This window comes from Rodentibacter mrazii (assembly GCF_001998825.1).
In the GTDB taxonomy this organism is placed as follows: domain Bacteria; phylum Pseudomonadota; class Gammaproteobacteria; order Enterobacterales; family Pasteurellaceae; genus Rodentibacter; species Rodentibacter mrazii.
The window spans coordinates 19,190-38,908 of the sequence record NZ_MLHG01000018.1 but is presented as its reverse complement, the minus strand read 5'-3'; the positions used below and the strand labels follow the sequence as shown (position 1 = coordinate 38,908).

Here is a 19,719-nt window from a genome sequence, read left to right as displayed (position 1 = left end):
TTCACTTTCTCGTTACAATAACCGACAAATCGACTAAGACATAAAATTGGGAGCTCTTATGATTTATAGCATGACGGCCTTTGCTCGCCTCGAATTGAAAAAAGATTGGGGTGATGCGGTATGGGAAATTCGCTCGGTGAACCAGCGTTATTTGGAAAATTTCTTTCGATTACCGGAACAATTTCGCGGTTTGGAGAACGCTTTACGTGAAAAACTTCGTCAAAATTTGACGCGTGGTAAAATTGAATGTTCTTTGCGTATTGAAAGCAAAAAACAAACGAATAGTGAACTTAACATTAATCGGGAATTGGCAAACCAAGTGATCCAATCTTTGCAATGGATTAAAGCTCAGGCTGGCGAGGGCGAAATTAATTTAACGGATGTATTACGTTATCCCGGTGTAGTAGAAGCGCCGGAGCAGGATTTAGATAAGATTAGCCAAGATTTATTGAACGCTTTTGATGAGCTGCTGAAAGAATTTATTGATATGCGTGGTCGCGAAGGGGAGAAATTACAAACGATCATTCAGCAACGCTTAGATGCTATTGGTGTAGAAACAGATAAAGTGCGGTCACAAATGCCGGCAGTTTTACAATGGCAACGCGAGCGTTTATTACAGCGTTTTGAAGAAACAAAAATTAGCCTTGATCCACAGCGTGTCGAACAGGAGATGGTTTTATTGGCACAGCGGGTAGATGTCGCAGAGGAGCTTGACCGCTTGCAAATGCACGTAAAAGAAACCACTAATATCTTAAAAAAGGGTGGAGCTGTCGGGCGTAAATTGGATTTTATGATGCAAGAACTTAACCGTGAATCTAATACCTTAGCATCTAAATCTATCAATGCGGATATCACCGCCTCAGCGGTTGAATTAAAAGTATTAATCGAGCAAATGCGTGAGCAAATTCAGAATTTAGAATAGGGGAACGGGATGGCTCAATTTATTCAACTGAATCAATACCAACTGATCGAAGCACAGGGCACAGATGCAGAAAAATATTTGCAAGGGCAACTTACTACTGATGTAGTGGGATTGGCTAGTGGTGCAACGACGATCACCGCACACTGCGATCCGAAGGGGAAAGTGAATGCAATTTTTCGTTTATTGAAAGTCAGTAGTGAACAGTTTTTTTTATTAGTGAGAAAGGATTTATTACCAAGTGCACTGGAAGCGTTGAAAAAGTATGCGGTGTTTTCTAAAGTCAGCTTTTATTTACACGATTGGCAGATCGTTGGGGTAATCGGTGAAAAATGTGGCAAAATCCAACCGCACTTCACACTGGAAATTGATGAGCAGCGAGCGATTTTACTCAATGAAACCGCATTGGCGGTGACTTTCAATGCCGATGAACAAGAGTGGGATCTTGCCGATATACAAGCCGGAATTCCTCATTTAAGTGCAAAAATGCAAAATGAATTTATTCCTCAGGCAATGAATTTACAAGCCATTGAGCAAGCCGTTTCTTTTACTAAAGGTTGTTACATTGGGCAAGAAACTGTCGCGAGAGCCAAGTATCGCGGTGCAAACAAGCGTGCGATGTTCGTTCTAAAAGGTGAAACTCAAGAAATACCGGAAATCGGTAGTGAAATTGAAATGCAGCTTGAAAGCCACTGGCGTAAAACCGGTACAATTATAAGTTCGGTTAATATTGATGGTGTTCTGTGGTTACAAGTGGTGATGAATAATGATATTAATCCAACTCAAACCTTCCGTTTACCTAAAGACGATTGTATTCTGACCCCTCAACCTCTGCTTTATATACTCAATTAAAATGAATACCAAGTATTATATCGGAATTATGTCCGGTACGAGTTTAGATGGCGTAGATATTGCGTTAGTGGATTTTAGTTTATCTAAACCAAAATTGGTGGCATCGGATTTTACTCCTATGCCAAATGATTTACGTGAAAAAATTACCGCACTTGTGCAATCGGGTGAAACGACACTACAACAGTTGGGAGAGCTGGATCATCAACTTGGCTTGCTTTATGCAGACTGCGTAAACCGTTTTCTACAATCTATGCAGATCTCAACTGAACATATTCAAGCCATCGGCTGCCATGGACAAACTATATGGCATTCACCGCAAGGGCAATTTCCTTTCACAATGCAAATTGGCGATATGAATTTGCTCGCCGCCCGTACAGGCATTACCACTGTAGGGGATTTTCGCCGCAAAGATATGGCATTCGGCGGACAAGGGGCTCCGCTTGTGCCGGCATTCCATCAGGCTGTTTTTTTTGACCCGAATTATGCCACCGTAGTATTGAATATTGGCGGAATAAGCAATGTTTCCTTATTGATTCCGAACCAGCCTGTAATGGGGTTTGATAGCGGCACGGGGAATACGTTACTTGATCAGTGGATCGAAAAACATCTCGGCGTACCCTATGATAAAAATGGTGAATGGGCGGCAACCGGACAATGCAATGAAGAATTGTTGAATTACCTGTTAGACGAGCCTTTTTTCCAACAACCTCCACCTAAAAGTACGGGGCGGGAATTATTTAATTTGTCTTGGTTGGAACAAAAAATTCAACATATTACAACAAATTCAGTCGCACTTTTACCACAGGATATACAGGCAACCTTAGTGGAATTTACTGTTCAGAGCATTGTAACAAGCCTGGATAATATCAATATCGCTTTGCCAAAACGGTTGTTGGTTTGTGGTGGAGGCGCAAAAAATAAATTCATTATGCAACGTCTTGCAAACAGTTTACCAAACTGGGAAATTCACACGACCAACGAATTTGGTATGGATGCGGATTATGTGGAGGCCGCTGCTTTTGCATGGTTGGCTTGTCGAAGAATGAATCATCAAACAGGTAATTTACCTGATGTTACCGGTGCACAACACGCGGTGGGATTAGGTGCCATTTTTCCGATGCCTTAAATAACGATGATAGAATGATCTAAGCCTAGTGAAATCGTCATTCGTTGTGAATGAGTTTATTCACGGATTGCCTATTTCCAAATAAAAATAAACTAGAATTTAACCGCACTTTATGGTATAAATCGCACCGCTCTTTTTTCCATAAAAAAGAGTGAATTTTTAACTTAAATAACACACACATATCATCAAGGCTTCATCGGGGTGCCAAACGGTCGATGAGCTGATATGTGGAGGCTCAACCCCAATTAAAAGGAAAATATTATGGCACAAGTTTCAATGCGCGATATGATCAACGCAGGCGTACACTTCGGACACCAAACCCGTTACTGGAATCCACAAATGAAACCTTTCATTTTTGGTGCACGTAATGGTGTTCACATCATCAACCTTGAAAAAACCTTACCATTATTCAATGAAGCATTAGCGGAATTAACCCGTATTGCAAGCAATAACGGTAAAGTACTTTTCGTTGGTACAAAACGCGCTGCGTCTGAAGCCGTTCAAGCTGCAGCATTAGACTGTCAACAATATTATGTTAACCACCGTTGGTTAGGTGGTATGTTGACTAACTGGAAAACAGTACGTCAATCAATTAAACGTTTAAAAGATTTAGAAGCTCAATCTCAAGACGGTACTTTCGATAAATTAACCAAAAAAGAAGCGTTAATGCGTACCCGTGAGATGGAAAAACTTGAATTAAGCCTTGGCGGTATCAAAGATATGGGCGGTTTACCGGATGCATTATTCGTAATCGGTGCTGACCACGAACATATCGCCGTAAAAGAAGCGAATAATCTTGGTATCCCTGTATTTGCTATCGTTGATACCAACTCTACGCCTGCTGGCGTTGATTTCGTTATCCCGGGTAACGATGATGCGACTCGTGCAATTCAACTTTACTTAACAGCAGCAGCTGCCGCAGTAAAAGAAGGTCGTGGTAACGAAGCAGCGGTTACTGAAGAATTAGCGGCTGCGGTAGAAGCGGAATAATTTAAGTTTTGCAATAAGGCGAAAGCCCTTATTAATCAAACGATTAATTGGCACAGGGGCGAGAAATTGCCCCTGTATTTTTATCTAAAAAGTTCGGTGAAAAATAACCGCACTTTCAGACAGAGGATTGGAAAAATGGCTGAAATTACAGCAGCATTAGTAAAAGAACTTCGTGAGCGTACCGGTGCCGGTATGATGGAATGTAAAAAAGCATTAGTTGAAGCGAACGGTGATATTGAATTAGCTATCGATAATATGCGTAAATCCGGTCAAGCAAAAGCCGCGAAAAAAGCCGGTCGTGTGGCAGCTGAAGGCGTTATTATTGCGCGTGTTGAAGCGGGTTTTGGTGTCTTAGTGGAAATGAACTGTGAGACCGACTTCGTGGCAAAAGATGCCGGTTTCTTAGACTTGGCAAATGAAGTAGTTGATTACGCTGCGACAAATAAAGGTACTACTATTGAACAATTACAAGCACATTTTGAAGAAAAACGTGCAGCATTAGTAGCGAAAATCGGTGAGAATATGACAATTCGTCGTGTCGCTTACTTAGAAGGTAATGTTATTGCTCAATACCTACATGGCGCGAAAATCGGTGTATTAGTTGCCGGTGAAGGTTCAGCTGAAGAATTGAAAAAAGTGGCGATGCACGTTGCGGCATCTAAACCTGAGTTCGTTAATCCGGAAGATGTTTCTGCCGAAGTGGTGGAACACGAGCGTCAAATCCAAATCGACATCGCAATTAATTCCGGTAAACCAAAAGAAATCGCAGAAAAAATGGTTGAAGGTCGTATGAAGAAATTCACCGGTGAAGTTTCTTTAACCGGTCAAGCATTCGTTATGGATCCTTCTCAATCGGTGGGCGACTACTTAAAATCTGTGAACACCTCAGTGTCTAACTTCATTCGTTTAGAAGTGGGTGAAGGTATTGAAAAAGTAGAAGAAGATTTTGCGGCAGAAGTGGCGAAAATCACTGGCGGTAACGCTTAATTCTTCTATTTTGAAAGACTAAAAAAGCCGATATTAGTTATCGGCTTTTCTATTATTTACGTTTTGGACGAATATCAATAGCGGGATCATCTCCTTTTTCGTATTTTTCATCGATCCGTTTTTGCAAGCCAAAATCATCTTTATCCGCTTCAGGAGAAAATAAATCTTCTTCCCCAGTGAGTTTTGGATTTTTGATACCTATCCAATTTGCGACTCCCTCGACAAAATTCAAACCGGATTTAAACGCCTTATATTCTTTACGTTCAGTATCATCAGATGCAATTTTAAATAATGGAACATTGTGATGACTACGGCTAAAGCAGTTTTGGTTGAACAACATCACATTATGTTTTTCATCTTGTTGATGGCATAAGCCGTGATCGGCAAAATAAATCATTGAAAAAGTGCGGTGATTTTTTTGTGCGTTTTCTTGTAATCGCTCATAAACGCGTTTTAAAAATTCATCGGTTTTTTTAATGGAAGAAATGTAACAGTTCAAATAAGCATATTTAGGCGCGATTTCGTTGTCCTTAAAAATTTTCGGATAATCTTCCAAGCGATCGCAAGCCAGCGGATGAGAGCCGTAAAGATGCAAGACAATGAAGCGTTTACCTTCAGTCGGGTTTTCTAGTATTTGGATGAATTTGGGTAATAAATCAAAATCGCTATAATTCGTGGAGTTGAAACTCCCCCCTTTTTTTAAAAAGAAGGTTTCATCGGATTTTGCTGCAAGAGAGGAAACTGGCGTATCAAACTCGCCCAGCAAACCTTGATTAGATAACCAATAGGTTTTAATGCCGGCAGATTTGATGAGATCCACTAAACTTAAATCATAGTTCGGTTCCCATTTTTCTTTGTTTGGTAGCGTAAGCATTAAGCGTAAAGATGCAATCGTATTAGTGCCGGCAGAGCGGAATCCATTAATGAGAGTACCTGTTGCATTTGACATAAAAGGCGTGTTTTCCACGGGATAACCATAAGCATGATGATAATCTTGGCGTGCACTTTCTCCAATGATTAACACATAATCATCGTAGCGGGAATGGTCTAAGGTTGATTTTCCCCAGCTATGCGAATGCGACATTTGTTTGAGTTTCTTGACTTCATCATAAATTTTTAAAGTTGAATTAACGCTTTCTTTTACGGGAGCGGCGAGGGGAAGATGATAAGCAAAGAGTAATGCCGATAGGCTAATAAAGGTTTTGTTACGATAAAGTTTAATGCTGAATTTGACCGCACTTTTATATTGTACAAACACCAATACCGGAATAGAAAAGGCAATAAGATAGCTACTCAGTGGAATTTGCAATAAAAATTCTCTAGTTTCCAACATATCCGTGGCAAAAACAGAGGCAATATATTGATAGCTCGGTGCACCGAAATTGAGGCCGACAGGTGTGTAAAATGCATGTGCGCAGGCGATTGGCAACAAAATAAAATAGAACGTTTTTTTGCTGCTACTTAATAAAAGAATCAGGACGGCGGCAAGTAAAATGATCCCAATATCGGGCTGAGGAAACATTCCTGTACCAATCAGTATGAAATAACCTGCCACCATGGCACAAATAAAAATCCAAAGTGCGGTTAAAATCAGCGGTATTTTTGAGGTGTTCATACTATCTCTATGGAGAAATAAATGCGCTTATTATCCAGTTTTTAATGAGAATTTCCATCTCTAATATCTTCACTCTTGCGCAGTTATTTTATAGAATAGGGCAATTTTTTTAAGCCCAAAAAGGAAAAGACAATGAGCCAACCAATTTACAAACGTATTTTATTGAAATTAAGCGGTGAAGCATTACAAGGTGATGAAGGGTTTGGGATTGACCCGTCAATTCTCGATCGTATGGCATTAGAGATCAAAGAATTAGTGGAAATGGGGGTTGAAGTTGGTGTTGTGTTGGGCGGCGGTAATCTATTTCGTGGCGCGAAATTAGCAAAAGCCGGTATGAATCGTGTAGTGGGCGACCATATGGGTATGCTTGCCACGGTGATGAACGGTTTGGCAATGCGTGATGCACTACATCGTGCCGACGTGAATGCAAAATTAATGTCTGCTTTTCAGTTAAACGGTATTTGCGATACTTATAACTGGTCGGAAGCGATTAAAATGTTACGGGAAAAACGTGTGGTGATTTTCTCTGCGGGAACGGGCAGCCCATTCTTTACGACCGATTCCGCCGCCTGCTTGCGTGGCATTGAAATTGAAGCGGATGTCGTGTTGAAAGCGACCAAAGTGGATGGCGTGTATGATTGTGATCCGGCTAAAAATCCACAAGCAAAATTATATCAACATCTTAGCTATGCGGAAGTGATAGATAAAGAATTACAAGTAATGGATTTAGCCGCGTTTACCTTAGCCCGTGACCACGGTATGCCGATTCGTGTCTTTAATATGGTTAAACCCGGCGCGCTACGTAATGTTGTACTTGGTACAACGGAAGGTACGACGATTTGTTAATTGAATCGGATTGGTGAATTGAACTAGGAAAACGCAATGGAATTGAGTACAATCGTTGCGTTTTTAATTTTTACTAAAAGGAATAGAATACATGATTAATGAAATTAAAAAAGATGCGCAAGATCGTATGGATAAGAGCCTTGAAGCGCTAAAAGGACATATTGCTAAAATTCGTACAGGTCGTGCTCAACCAAGTTTATTAGATGCAATCCAAGTAGAATACTATGGTGCAGCCACACCACTTCGTCAATTAGCCAATGTTGTGGCGGAAGATGCGCGCACGCTCGCGGTAACCGTATTTGATCGCTCATTAATCAGTGCGGTGGAAAAAGCGATTTTAACTTCCGATCTCGGTTTAAATCCGTCTTCTGCCGGTACGACGATTCGCGTACCGCTCCCTCCATTAACGGAAGAACGCCGCCGTGATTTAATTAAAATCGTTAAGGCTGAAGGTGAGCAAGGCAAAGTCGCTATTCGTAATGTCCGCCGTGATGCGAATGATAAAATCAAAGCGCTGTTAAAAGACAAAGAAATCAGTGAAAATGAACAGCATAAAGCGGAAGAAGATATTCAAAAAATTACTGATCAATTTATTAAAAAAGTTGATGAAGTTTTAGCTGAGAAGGAAAAAGAGCTATTAGATTTTTAGTTGTGATGGCATAAAGGCACAAAGATGTCCGGTGAATTAATTGTAAAGAATACTAAATCTGCTCTTGTTGCAGATGTCTCTTTTTCTATTATTTTCCAAGTATCTTTGAAGCTAAAATAATCTTAATAGCGAAATAAAGGACGCATGGGCGTCCTTTTTACTCAATATAAAGTGCGGTCAAAAATTTATGCAAAAACAAAATATTGTGATTCTTGGTGCAACGGGTTCGATTGGACAAAGCACCCTATCTGTGATTGAACACAACCCCGAAAAATATCATGCCTTTGCCCTTGTAGGCGGAAAAAATGTTGAGTCAATGTTTGAAAAATGTGTGAAATTTCGACCGCACTTTGCCGCCCTTGATGATGTAACCGCCGCTGATATTTTACGTGAAAAGCTTTCAGCACAAGGGATTGCAACAGAAGTATTGGCGGGGCAAAAAGCGATTTGCGAATTAGCTGCACACCCTGATGCGGATCAAGTGATGGCGGCGATTGTCGGTGCGGCAGGTTTATTGCCGACTTTATCTGCAATAAAGGCAGGAAAACGCGTGCTACTAGCCAATAAAGAAGCATTGGTAACCTGTGGAAAAATTTTTATTGATGCCTTGAAGCAGCATAATGCCACTTTACTGCCGGTGGATAGCGAACATAATGCGATTTTTCAATCTTTACCGCCTGACGCGCAACAAAAAATCGGTTTTTGCCCATTAGCCGAATTAGGCATTAGTAAAATCGTTCTAACCGGCTCTGGCGGCCCTTTTCGTTATACGGCATTAGATGAGTTTAAACATATCACACCGGAACAGGCGGTTGCTCACCCGAATTGGTCAATGGGGAAAAAAATTTCCGTAGATTCCGCTACGATGATGAATAAAGGTTTGGAATATATTGAAGCCCGTTGCTTATTCAATGCAAGCGCAGATGAAATGGAGGTGATTATCCACCCACAATCCATCATTCATTCTATGGTGCGTTATGTGGATGGTTCAGTCATTGCGCAAATGGGGAATCCAGATATGAGAACCCCTATTGCCGAAACCATGTCTTACCCTCATCGCACTTTTGCCGGTGTTGAACCTTTGGACTTCTTTAAAATCAAAGAATTAACTTTTATCGAACCTGATTTTAATCGTTATCCGAATTTAAAGCTGGCAATGGAGGCGTTTGCTGAGGGGCAGTATGCAACAACCGCAATGAACGCTGCAAATGAAATTGCAGTACAGGCTTTCTTAGATCGTCGCATTTTATTTACGGATATAGCCCGAATTAATCAAGAAACGGTATTAAAAATGTCGAGTACGGTTATTTCAAATATTGATGATGTGTTGGCGATAGATACGCAAGCCCGTGCAGTTGCCGAACAATTGATTAAACGATGTTAAAAGTGCGGTCACAAATAAACTTATTTTATGATAGAACTTGATAAGAATAATATCCCGTTACATGTTGCCATTATTATGGACGGCAACGGGCGTTGGGCAAAACAGCGCAATAAATTGCGTGTTTTTGGTCATACTCATGGCGTTGGCTCGGTTCGCCGTGCGGTCAGCTATGCACGTCAAATCGGTGTAAAAGTGCTGACACTTTACGCCTTCAGCAGTGAAAATTGGAACCGTCCGGAACAGGAAGTCAGTTCGTTGATGACACTTTTTATGCAAGCCTTGGATCGTGAAGTCAAAAAATTACATAAAAATGATATTCGCCTGAAAATTATTGGTGATACATCACGGTTTAGTGAAAAATTGCAAGAGAAAATTAGAAAAGCTGAAGAACTGACTGAAAAAAATACCGCACTTACGCTGAATATCGCCGCAAATTATGGTGGTTGTTGGGATATTGTACAAGCAACCAAACAAATTGCAGATAAAGTAAAAAATAATGAAATAAATACGGAAGACATCAACGAGCAATGTTTCCAACAACACCTTGTTACTCAAGAGCAGCCGCAAGTGGATTTATTGATTCGTACCAGCGGTGAACAACGTATTAGCAATTTTTTACTTTGGCAAATTGCCTATGCGGAACTGTGTTTTTTAGATGTTTTATGGCCGGATTTCAGTGAAAAAGATTTTAATCAAGCCATTGCGAATTATCAACAACGTCATCGCCGTTTTGGCGGGACAGAATAAGCGGAGAAATTATGCTTAAGGAACGTGTATTATCGGCTATTGTGCTTATTGCACTGGTACTTTGTGCCTTGTTCTTATTTACCCCTTTTTATTTTGCTTTGGCTTTGGGGATGGTGGCGACATTGGGTGTGTGGGAATGGACACAATTTGCCCGTTTTGAGCAACCTCTCGCCCGTTTGTGTATTACCGTATTTCTCGGTGCTTTTATTTTTTTATGGCTTTTTACCGAAGGAGATTATTTAAATGCAGGACGTGTTTTTGAAGACTATCTTCCACTTTTATTGCTTAATTCCGTAGGTTGGTGGATGCTTGCATTATTGTTAGTCATCACTTATCCCAATTCCGCAAGATATTGGGGCAAAAATAAGCCGATTCACTTGTTGTTTGCTTTCGCAACTTTGATTCCTTTCATTGCGGCCGTCTTGCATTTGCGTTTAGAGCATTATACACAAGATCCTCATTATGGTTTATTTTTACTCCTTTATGTATTTGTGCTTGTTTGGGCGGCGGATTCCGGCGCGTATTTTGCCGGTCGTGCTTTTGGTAAACATAAACTTGCACCAAAAGTTTCACCGGGTAAAACTTGGGAAGGCGTGTTTGGCGGTTTAATGACCGCGGTTATTCTCGCATGTGTTTTTATTTATTTTTCTCGTGAGACATTACTTGGCAATCGTACTATGACAGGATTTGTGATTCTCTCGGTCGCAACGGTTGCCATTTCAATCTTGGGTGATTTAACAGAAAGTATGTTTAAGCGAGAATCAGGCATTAAAGACAGTAGCCAACTTATTCCCGGTCATGGCGGTATCTTAGATCGTATCGACAGTTTAACGGCGGCTGTCCCCTTTTTTACTTACTTTTATTTCTTTGTCTTATAAGGATCGATAATGTCATTTCTGTGGTCACTGGGTTCTTTTCTGATCGCGATTTCTGTGTTAGTGGCGGTTCATGAATACGGTCATTTTTGGGCGGCACGAAAGTGCGGTGTAAAAGTGCATCGTTTTTCTATCGGTTTTGGTAAAGTGCTTTGGCGGCGTACCGATAAACAGGGAACTGAATTTGCCTTGTCGATGATCCCATTGGGTGGCTACGTTAAAATGCTGGATGGCAGGGCAGAAGAGGTTCCCTCGTCGTTAAAATCTCAAGCATTTGATCAAAAGTCGGTATTACAACGTGCATTTATTATTGCAGCAGGTCCATTAGCTAATTTTATTTTTGCTATCGTGGCATATTGGGTCATTTATTCTGTCGGGATGCCAAGTATAAAACCTGTGATTGAAAGTGTTACGCCACATTCCATTGCTGCGCAAGCAAAAATAGAAGCCAATTCACAAATTATGACAATTGATGGGCAAAAGGCACAGGATTGGGAAACCATTAATATGCTATTAGCTGCAAAGTTAGGGGAATCTCAAGTGGATATTGGTTTTTCACCTTTTGGTTCAAGTGTCACCTATGAAAAACGCTTGGATTTATCCGATTGGCGGTTTGATCCGGAAAAAGAAAGCGCTTTTGAATCTTTGGGAATGACCCCTGTTCGAGCCAAAATAGAGATGACGTTATCAAAAGTAGTGGATAATTCCCCAGCCCAAAAAGCCGGCTTGCAAGTAGGGGATAGAATTTTAAATGAAAATTTGACCGCACTTTCGTGGCAGGATTTTGTAAAACTGGTCGAACAAGGGCAGCCTATTTCTTTGAAAGTTGAACGTGACGGCAATATTTTTGACAAAACGGTACAACCGGAAAAAAATAAAGAGGATCGCTGGTTTGTGGGAATAAGCCCGACCTTTTTAAATGTTGGCGAGCAGTATCGAACGGAATTAAAATATGGTATTCTTGACGCCTTGTCGAAAAGTGTAGAAAAAACGGTGCAATTGTCTTGGTTAACCATTAAAGTGATTGGCAAATTATTTACCGGTGATCTTTCTTTGAATAATTTAAGTGGTCCGATTTCTATTGCGAAAGGTGCGGGAGCTTCATCAAGTGTAGGATGGATTTATTTCCTGAGCTTTATGGCATTAATCAGCGTCAATTTAGGTATTATGAATTTATTTCCGTTGCCGGTACTGGATGGTGGACATCTGGTGTTTTTGGCGGCAGAAGGTATTAAAGGAAAGCCTGTTTCCGAGCAGGTACAAAATTTAAGTTATCGCATTGGGGCGGCATTGCTATTAACCTTAATGGTGTTTGCACTTTTCAACGATTTCTTACGTTTATAAATTTTTATAGTAAATAGGATACAGTCGATGAAAAAACTTCTAATTGCAAGTTTGTTATTCGGTACGGCAACAAGTGTGTTTGCTGCCCCTTTCTTAGCAAAAGACATTCGCATAGATGGCGTTCAGGGTGAATTAGAACAACAAATTCTTGCGAGTTTGCCGGTTCGTTCAGGTCAACGAGTGACCGATAACGATGTGGCGAATATTGTTCGTAATTTATTCGTAAGTGGTCGATTTGATGATGTAAAAGCTTATCGTGATGGTGATTCTCTCGTGGTAAGTGTCATTGCTAAACCGATTATTTCGGAAGTGCGTATTAAAGGTAACTCTTTAATTCCAACGGAAGCATTAAAACAAAATTTGGATGCGAATGGCTTTAAAGCCGGTGATGTACTGAATCGCGCGAAACTTGACGAATTCGTGAAAGGTGTGAGAGAACACTATAAAAGTGTAGGGCGTTATAATGCGAAAGTCGAGGCGATTGTAAATACGCTCCCAAATAATCGTGCGGAGATCAATCTTCAAATCGATGAAGATGATACGGCAAAATTAAAATCTGTTACCTTTAATGGTAATACCGCGGTTTCCAGCAGTACTTTGCAAGAACAAATGGAGTTGCAACCGGATGCATGGTGGAAACTGTGGGGCAATAAATTTGATGCAACTCAATTTGATAAAGATTTGCAATCTATCCAACAATATTATCAAAATAATGGTTATGCAAAAGCACATATTACCAATACAGATGTTCAGCTAAACGATGAGCAAACCAAAGCGGAAGTGACGATTGATATTAATGAAGGTGAGAAATACGATTTAACCAGTGCACGTATTGTTGGTAATTTAGGTGGAATGTCTGAAGAATTACAGCCGTTATTAAACAACCTTCACTTGAATGAAACTTTTAGCAGAGCTGATGTTACTGATGTTGAAAATGCTATCAAAGCGAAACTGGGTGAGCGTGGCTATGGTAGTGCAACTGTAAATACCGCACCGACATTTGATGATGCAAATAAAGCTATTGCATTAACTTTTGTGGTTGATGCCGGTCGCCGTTTATCCGTTCGCCAAGTTCAATTTGAGGGTAATACGGTTTCAGCCGATAGTACATTACGTCAGGAAATGCGCCAACAGGAAGGTTCTTGGTATAATGCGCAATTAGTCGAGTTGGGTAAAATTCGTTTGGATAGAACAGGGTTCTTTGAAACAGTTGAAAGCCGAGTTGATCCGATTGAAGGTTCTAATGACGAAGTGAATGTGGTTTATAAAGTCAAAGAACGTAACACCGGCAGTATCAACTTTGGTATTGGATATGGGACAGAGAGCGGTATTAGCTATCAAGCGAGTATAAAACAAGAGAATTTCTTGGGAACCGGTGCTGCTGTGAGTTTAGCCGGATCGCGTAATGACTATGGTACAACAATTAATCTTGGTTACACAGAACCGTACTTTACAAAAGATGGGGTAAGTTTAGGTGGTAATGTATTCTATGAAACTTATGATAACTCTGATAGTGATACTTCATCAAATTATAAACGTACGACTTATGGCGGTAATGTTACCTTAGGTTTCCCGGTCAATGAAAATAACTCATACTATGTAGGGTTAGGTTACACTTATAATAAAATTAGTAATTTCTCTCGGGAATATAATCGAGATCTTTATTTAGCCTCTATGAATTTTGATTCAACCTCTATCAAATCTCATGATTTTGATTTTTCCTTTGGCTGGAATTATAACAGTTTGAACCGCGGTTATTTCCCAACTAAAGGGGTGAAAGCGAGTATTGGTGGACGAGTCACCATTCCGGGCTCCGATAATAAGTATTATAAACTTAATGCAGATGTCCAAGGCTACTATCCGCTTGATCGTACGCATAACTGGGTGATTTCAGGTAAGGCTGGGTTAGGCTATGCAAACGGTTTTGGTGGTAAACGTTTACCGTTCTATCAAAACTATACGGCAGGTGGTATTGGGTCACTACGTGGTTTTTCGTATGGTGCGGTAGGACCAAATGCGATTTATTGGGTAAAAGATAATAAGGGTAATGAAGGATATAATTCTAATGGGAGTAGCGATATTGTTGGCGGGAACGCTATTGCCACAGCGAGTGTTGAATTGATTGTACCGACGCCGTTTGTGGCAGAAAAAAATCAGAATTCGGTAAGAACTTCATTATTTGTTGATGCGGCAAGCGTTTGGAATACCAAATGGACGGCACAGGATAAGGCAAATTTCCCTAAGTTACCGGATTATAGCGATCCAAGCCGTATTAGAGCATCTGCAGGTGTCGGTTTCCAATGGCAATCACCAATCGGACCATTGGTATTCTCCTACGCTAAGCCGATCAAAAAATATGAAAATGATGATGTAGAACAATTCCAATTTAGTATTGGCGGTTCTTTCTAATCGAACTTTTTATTTATCTTCTAGTCAAAACAAACACTTGCACAGCATATATTTAGGCTGTGCAAGCATGATTAACTACTTAACCTAATAAGGAAATTTCAATGAAAAATGTTTTAAAAGTCACCGCACTTTCAGTAGGTATCGCACTTGCATCAGGTTTTGCCGCTGCAGATGAAAATATTGCATTTATTAACGCTGGATATTTGTTCCAAAACCACCCGGATCGCCAAGCTATCGCAGATAAATTAGATGCGGAATTGAAACCGACAGCAGATAAATTGGCTGCAAGCAAAAAAGAAATTGATAATAAAATTGCCGCATCACGTAAAAAAGTAGAAGCAAAAGTTGAAGCTTTGAGAAAAGATGCGCCTCGTTTACGTCAAGCTGAAATTCAAAAGCGTGAAGAAGAAATTAATAAGTTCGGAGCTAATGAAGAAGCCGCATTGACAAAATTGATGCAAGAGCAGGATAAAAAAGTAGCGGAGTTCCAAGAAGAAAGCGATAAACGCCAAACAGAAGCTCGTGCAAAATTATTAGAAAGTATCCAAGTCGCAACAAATAATGTCGCAAAAGCAAAAGGTTATACCTATGTGCTTGATGCAAATTCTGTGGTATTTGCAGTAGAAGGTAAAGATATTACCGAAGAAGTATTAAAATCTATTCCTGTAACTGAAAAAGCTACAGCACCGGCTAAAACAGAAGAGAAGAAATAATAGGTTCTCATAATGCAAAAATCCTATTCTTTACAAGAATTGGCGAATCAAATCGGCGCTACCCTTCGTGGTAACGCCGATACTGTTGTAGCAAATATCGCTCCTCTCGATAAAGCGCAAGCTCATCAACTCACCTTCATTTCCAATGCAAAATTTCGCCCATTATTAAAAGAATCTCAAGCTGGTGTTTTAGTGGTATCCGAAGCTGATGTTGAATTTTGTGCGAAGGAAAGTAATTTACTCATTGTTAAAGATCCTTATGTAGCTTATGCGATTTTAGCCCAATATATGGATACCACACCAAAAGCAGCACAAGGTATCGCGCCAAGTGCGGTTATTTCTGAAGATGTTTCTTTAGGTGAAAATGTATCAATTGGAGCAAATAGTGTCATTGAAGAAGGCGTTGTATTAGGCGATAACGTGATTATCGGTGCAAATTGCTTTGTAGGTAAAAATACAAAAATTGCAACAGGCACGCAACTTTGGGCGAATGTGACCGTTTACCATGATGTGGAAATTGGTAAAAACTGTTTAATTCAATCCGGAGCGGTGATTGGTAGTGATGGTTTTGGTTATGCCAATGATCGTGGTCGTTGGATTAAAATTCCACAAGTGGGTCAAGTTATTATCGGTAACAATGTTGAAATCGGCGCTTGTACTTGTATCGATCGGGGCGCATTAGATGCCACGGTGATTGAAGATAATGTTATTATCGATAATCTTTGCCAAATTGCCCATAATGTTCACATTGGCACAGGTACGGCAGTAGCAGGCGGTGTGATTATGGCGGGCAGTTTGACCGTAGGGCGTTATTGCCTTATCGGTGGTGCGAGTGTGATCAACGGCCATATGGAAATCTGTGACAAAGTGACGATTACCGGCATGGGAATGGTGATGCGGCCAATTACCGAACCGGGTGTTTATTCTTCCGGTATTCCGTTGCAAACAAACAAAGAATGGCGGAAAACTGCAGCTTTGACATTGGGTATTGATGGAATGAATAAACGTTTGAAAGCGCTCGAAAAGAAAATCGGTTAATCTGCTTTAAAAACGCACCGCACTTTTGTGGTGCGTTTTGTTTTTACCCGTAAATATCGTATAATTCATGGGAATTTGGTTTTTATTTGTAAAGGTATCAACGTGTCAGAACAGCAATCAAGAGTGATCGAAGCAAAAGAAATTATGACTTTATTACCGCACCGCTATCCGTTTTTATTAGTGGATCGCGTGTTGGATTTTAAGGAAGGCGAATGGCTAAAAGCAGTTAAAAATATCAGTGTTAATGAACCTTGTTTTACCGGTCACTTCCCTGGCGAACCTATTTTACCGGGGGTATTGATTTTAGAAGCGCTTGCCCAAGCTATGGGAATTCTGGCATTCAAAACCCACGAATTAAAAGGTGGGGAATTATTCTATTTTGCGGGGATTGACGAAGCGCGTTTCAAACGTCCTGTATTGCCCGGTGACCAAATGGAATTAAATGTTCAAGTCATCAAAGAACGCCGTGGAATCACCGCTTTCACAGGTATTGCCACGGTAAACGGTGAAGTGGCTTGTGAAGCGAAATTAATGTGTGCACGTCGCTAATAAGGAAATAATTATGATTCACTCAAGTGCAAAAATCCACCCGACAGCATTAGTTGAAGAAGGGGCTATCATTGGTGAGGATGTGGTAATTGGTCCTTTCTGTATTGTTGAAGGTTCTGTTGAGATTAAAGCGCGCACCGTGTTGAAATCACACGTGGTAGTACGTGGCGATACAGTGATTGGTGAGGATAACGAAATTTATCAATTCGCAACGATTGGCGAAGTCAACCAGGATTTAAAATACAAAGGCGAAGCGACAAAAACCATTGTTGGTAATGCCAATAGAATTCGCGAACATGTGACGATTCACCGGGGGACTATTCAAGGCGGTGGTGTAACTCGTATCGGTAATAATAATCTTCTAATGATTAACGTACACGTTGCGCATGATTGTAAAATTAAAAATAATTGTATCTTAGCCAATAATGCCACCCTTGCAGGTCATGTTGAATTAGATGATTTCGTGATTGTTGGCGGTATGTCGGCTATTCATCAATTTGTAGTGGTGGGAGCGCACGTGATGTTAGGTGGCGGTTCAATGGTTAGCCAAGACGTACCACCTTATGTGATGGCGCAAGGCAACCACGCCCGTCCATTTGGTGTGAATTTAGAAGGCTTAAAACGCCGTGGATTTGATAAACCAACGATGCACGCCATTCGTAATGTGTATAAAATGATTTACCGTAGCGGTAAAACCCTTGAGGAAATCATCCCTGAGATTGAACAAATTGCTGAAACCGATTCCGCAATTAGTTTTTTCACCGATTTTTTCAAACGCTCAACGCGCGGTATTATTCGTTAATCACGCACTTTTATCCTCCTTTAGAAACGGAGATTCCCAAGAAATTAATTTTAAATCAACCGCACTTTCGTTTTAAAAGTGCGGTTATTTTTTAGGTAAATTTAATGAATAAAGAAAATCTTACTATCGCCCTTGTTGCGGGAGAAATTTCCGGTGATATTCTTGGTGCAGGTCTGATTCGCCAGTTGAAAACCCATTATCCTAATGCCCGTTTTATCGGTATTGCCGGCCCTAAAATGTTAGCAGAAGGCTGCGAAACTTTAGTGGATATGGAAGAACTTTCCGTCATGGGATTGGCTGAAGTTGTGAGACATTTACCGCGTTTGCTAAAAATCCGTAAAAACGTGATTCAAACCATGTTGCGTGAAAAGCCCGATGTCTATATTGGCATTGACGCACCTGATTTTAATTTAGATGTAGAACTGAAGCTCAAAGCCAACGGTATCAAAACCATTCATTATGTCAGCCCCTCCGTATGGGCGTGGCGACAGAATAGAATCCACAAAATTGCGAAAGCAACAAATCAAGTACTGGCATTTTTACCTTTTGAAAAGGCGTTTTATGATAAATTCAATGTGCCTTGTCGATTTATCGGTCATACGATGGCGGATGCAATCCCCCTAAAACCTAATCGGGCGGAGGCTTGCCAATTTCTCAATATTGATCCGGCACAACGTTATTTAGCGATTCTTGTGGGAAGTCGGGGTGCTGAAGTAGAATTTTTAACCGAGCCTTTTTTAAAAACAGCATTATTGCTGAAAGCGCAATTTTCGGATCTACAATTCCTTGTTCCCTTAGTGAATGAAAAACGGAGACAACAATTTGAAGCCATTAAAGCCCGAGTCGCGCCGAACTTAGCGATGCATCTGATTGACGGCAACGCACGCCAAGTCTTAATGGCGGCACAAGCAACATTATTGGCTTCCGGCACGGCGGCACTTGAGGCGATGTTGTGTAAATCACCCATGGTGGTAGGCTATAAAATGAAGCCTCTTACCTATTCACTGGCAAAACGGTTAGTGAAGACTGACTATATTTCCCTACCAAATTTACTCGCCAATGAAATGCTCGTGTCGGAAATGATTCAAGAAAATTGTGACCCCACATTACTTGCCGAAAAACTGGCAGCTTATTTCTCGGATGAAGAAAGTGCGGTTAAAAATCGCCACATTTTAATTCAACGTTTCACTGATTTACACCAACAAATTCAATGTGATGCGGATAAACAGGCGGCCCAAGCCGTGATTGATTTATTAGAGGAAGACCAAAATGTTTGAATATCCGCAAGGTTACGAACTCATTGCCGGTGTCGATGAAGTGGGGCGAGGACCTTTAGTGGGTGCAGTCGTAACCGCAGCGGTGATTTTAGATCCCAATAATCCCATTGAAGGATTAGCCGATTCAAAAAAACTCACTGAGAAAAAACGCCTTGCCTTAGCAGAAGAAATTAAACAAAAAGCGATCGCATGGTCATTAGGGCGTGCAGAAGCAGAAGAAATTGATAAACTGAATATTTTGCAGGCGTCCTTGATCGCTATGACGCGTGCGGTAAAATCCTTAAAAATTCAACCGCACTTTGTACTGGTCGATGGTAATAAAATCCCTAAAGATCTCAATATTCCCGCCCAAGCCATCGTGAAAGGCGATAGTCTGGTGGCGGAAATTAGTGCTGCCTCTATTTTGGCAAAAGTCGCTCGGGATCAGGAAATGGAAGCCTTGGATCGCCAATATCCTGAATATGCTTTTGCCCAACATAAAGGTTATCCAACGAAGTTACACCTAGAAAAATTAGCCGAATTTGGGGCATTGCCACAGCACCGCCGTAGTTTTGCTCCAGTTCGTAAAGTATTAGAAAGTTGCTCAACATGAGAGGT

At 40.7% G+C, this 19,719-nt stretch carries 19 protein-coding genes; 18 read left to right on the top strand and 1 reads right to left on the bottom strand.

Annotated elements, in window-relative coordinates; all coding sequences use genetic code 11:
- The first annotated feature begins 58 nt into the window (after positions 1-58).
- The 5 genes from BKK47_RS03335 (at position 59) to tsf (ending at position 4,874) form a co-directional block, all read left to right on the top strand.
- Positions 59-922 carry a YicC/YloC family endoribonuclease gene (locus BKK47_RS03335; RefSeq protein ID WP_077493496.1) on the top strand — a complete coding sequence of 288 codons (864 nt, stop codon included), beginning with the start codon at positions 59-61 and terminating at the stop codon, positions 920-922.
- Between the two features lie 9 nt (positions 923-931).
- Positions 932-1,771: a CAF17-like 4Fe-4S cluster assembly/insertion protein YgfZ gene (gene ygfZ, locus BKK47_RS03330; RefSeq protein WP_077493495.1), complete on the top strand. Its 840-nt coding sequence runs from the start codon at positions 932-934 to the stop codon at positions 1,769-1,771.
- 1 nt (position 1,772) lies between these two features.
- Positions 1,773-2,897: an anhydro-N-acetylmuramic acid kinase gene (locus tag BKK47_RS03325; protein WP_077493494.1), complete on the top strand. Its 1,125-nt coding sequence runs from the start codon at positions 1,773-1,775 to the stop codon at positions 2,895-2,897.
- 261 nt (positions 2,898-3,158) lie between these two features.
- Positions 3,159-3,887 (top strand): 30S ribosomal protein S2, encoded by a 729-nt coding sequence (rpsB, locus tag BKK47_RS03320; RefSeq protein ID WP_018356514.1) that lies wholly within the window; start codon positions 3,159-3,161, stop codon positions 3,885-3,887.
- Between the two features lie 135 nt (positions 3,888-4,022).
- Complete coding sequence (gene tsf, locus BKK47_RS03315) at positions 4,023-4,874, top strand: translation elongation factor Ts (protein WP_077493493.1); 852 nt, start codon at positions 4,023-4,025, stop codon at positions 4,872-4,874.
- Between the two features lie 52 nt (positions 4,875-4,926).
- Here tsf and BKK47_RS03310 read toward each other — a convergent pair whose 3' ends face one another.
- Entirely contained in the window at positions 4,927-6,489 is a 1,563-nt protein-coding gene (locus BKK47_RS03310; RefSeq protein WP_077493492.1) for a phosphoethanolamine transferase, read from the bottom strand.
- A gap of 132 nt (positions 6,490-6,621) precedes the next feature.
- Here BKK47_RS03310 and pyrH point away from each other — a divergent pair, with 132 nt between their 5' ends.
- From pyrH to rnhB, 13 genes are all read left to right on the top strand, one after another.
- On the top strand, positions 6,622-7,335 hold the full coding sequence (gene pyrH / locus BKK47_RS03305) for a UMP kinase (protein WP_077493491.1): 714 nt from the start codon (positions 6,622-6,624) through the stop codon (positions 7,333-7,335).
- Between the two features lie 91 nt (positions 7,336-7,426).
- Positions 7,427-7,984, top strand: coding sequence for a ribosome recycling factor (frr, locus tag BKK47_RS03300; RefSeq protein WP_077434477.1), 558 nt, complete (start codon positions 7,427-7,429; stop codon positions 7,982-7,984).
- Positions 7,985-8,171: 187 nt separating this feature from the next.
- Positions 8,172-9,368, top strand: a complete 1,197-nt coding sequence (gene ispC / locus BKK47_RS03295; protein WP_077493490.1) for a 1-deoxy-D-xylulose-5-phosphate reductoisomerase — start codon at positions 8,172-8,174, stop codon at positions 9,366-9,368.
- Between the two features lie 27 nt (positions 9,369-9,395).
- Positions 9,396-10,115, top strand: coding sequence for a polyprenyl diphosphate synthase (uppS, locus tag BKK47_RS03290; RefSeq protein ID WP_077493489.1), 720 nt, complete (start codon positions 9,396-9,398; stop codon positions 10,113-10,115).
- An 11-nt stretch (positions 10,116-10,126) separates the two neighbouring features.
- The gene (locus BKK47_RS03285; protein WP_077493488.1) at positions 10,127-10,993 is read left to right on the top strand and encodes a phosphatidate cytidylyltransferase; all 867 of its coding nucleotides are present in this window, start codon (positions 10,127-10,129) and stop codon (positions 10,991-10,993) included.
- Positions 10,994-11,002: 9 nt separating this feature from the next.
- Positions 11,003-12,334, top strand: a complete 1,332-nt coding sequence (gene rseP, locus BKK47_RS03280; protein ID WP_077493487.1) for a sigma E protease regulator RseP — start codon at positions 11,003-11,005, stop codon at positions 12,332-12,334.
- A 27-nt stretch (positions 12,335-12,361) separates the two neighbouring features.
- On the top strand, positions 12,362-14,743 hold the full coding sequence (gene bamA / locus BKK47_RS03275) for an outer membrane protein assembly factor BamA (protein WP_077493486.1): 2,382 nt from the start codon (positions 12,362-12,364) through the stop codon (positions 14,741-14,743).
- A 101-nt stretch (positions 14,744-14,844) separates the two neighbouring features.
- A complete protein-coding gene (locus BKK47_RS03270) occupies positions 14,845-15,456 on the top strand; it encodes an OmpH/Skp family outer membrane protein (protein WP_077493485.1) in 612 nt (203 codons plus the stop codon).
- 12 nt (positions 15,457-15,468) lie between these two features.
- Positions 15,469-16,494, top strand: a complete 1,026-nt coding sequence (lpxD, locus tag BKK47_RS03265; RefSeq protein WP_077493484.1) for a UDP-3-O-(3-hydroxymyristoyl)glucosamine N-acyltransferase — start codon at positions 15,469-15,471, stop codon at positions 16,492-16,494.
- 102 nt (positions 16,495-16,596) lie between these two features.
- The gene (gene fabZ / locus BKK47_RS03260; RefSeq protein WP_077493520.1) at positions 16,597-17,043 is read left to right on the top strand and encodes a 3-hydroxyacyl-ACP dehydratase FabZ; all 447 of its coding nucleotides are present in this window, start codon (positions 16,597-16,599) and stop codon (positions 17,041-17,043) included.
- 13 nt (positions 17,044-17,056) lie between these two features.
- Positions 17,057-17,845, top strand: a complete 789-nt coding sequence (gene lpxA / locus BKK47_RS03255; RefSeq protein WP_077493483.1) for an acyl-ACP--UDP-N-acetylglucosamine O-acyltransferase — start codon at positions 17,057-17,059, stop codon at positions 17,843-17,845.
- A gap of 104 nt (positions 17,846-17,949) precedes the next feature.
- A complete protein-coding gene (lpxB, locus tag BKK47_RS03250) occupies positions 17,950-19,122 on the top strand; it encodes a lipid-A-disaccharide synthase (protein ID WP_077493482.1) in 1,173 nt (390 codons plus the stop codon).
- The gene (gene rnhB, locus BKK47_RS03245) at positions 19,115-19,714 is read left to right on the top strand and encodes a ribonuclease HII (RefSeq protein WP_077493481.1); all 600 of its coding nucleotides are present in this window, start codon (positions 19,115-19,117) and stop codon (positions 19,712-19,714) included. Before lpxB ends, rnhB begins: the two co-directional genes overlap by 8 nt.
- The last annotated feature ends 5 nt before the right edge of the window (positions 19,715-19,719 follow it).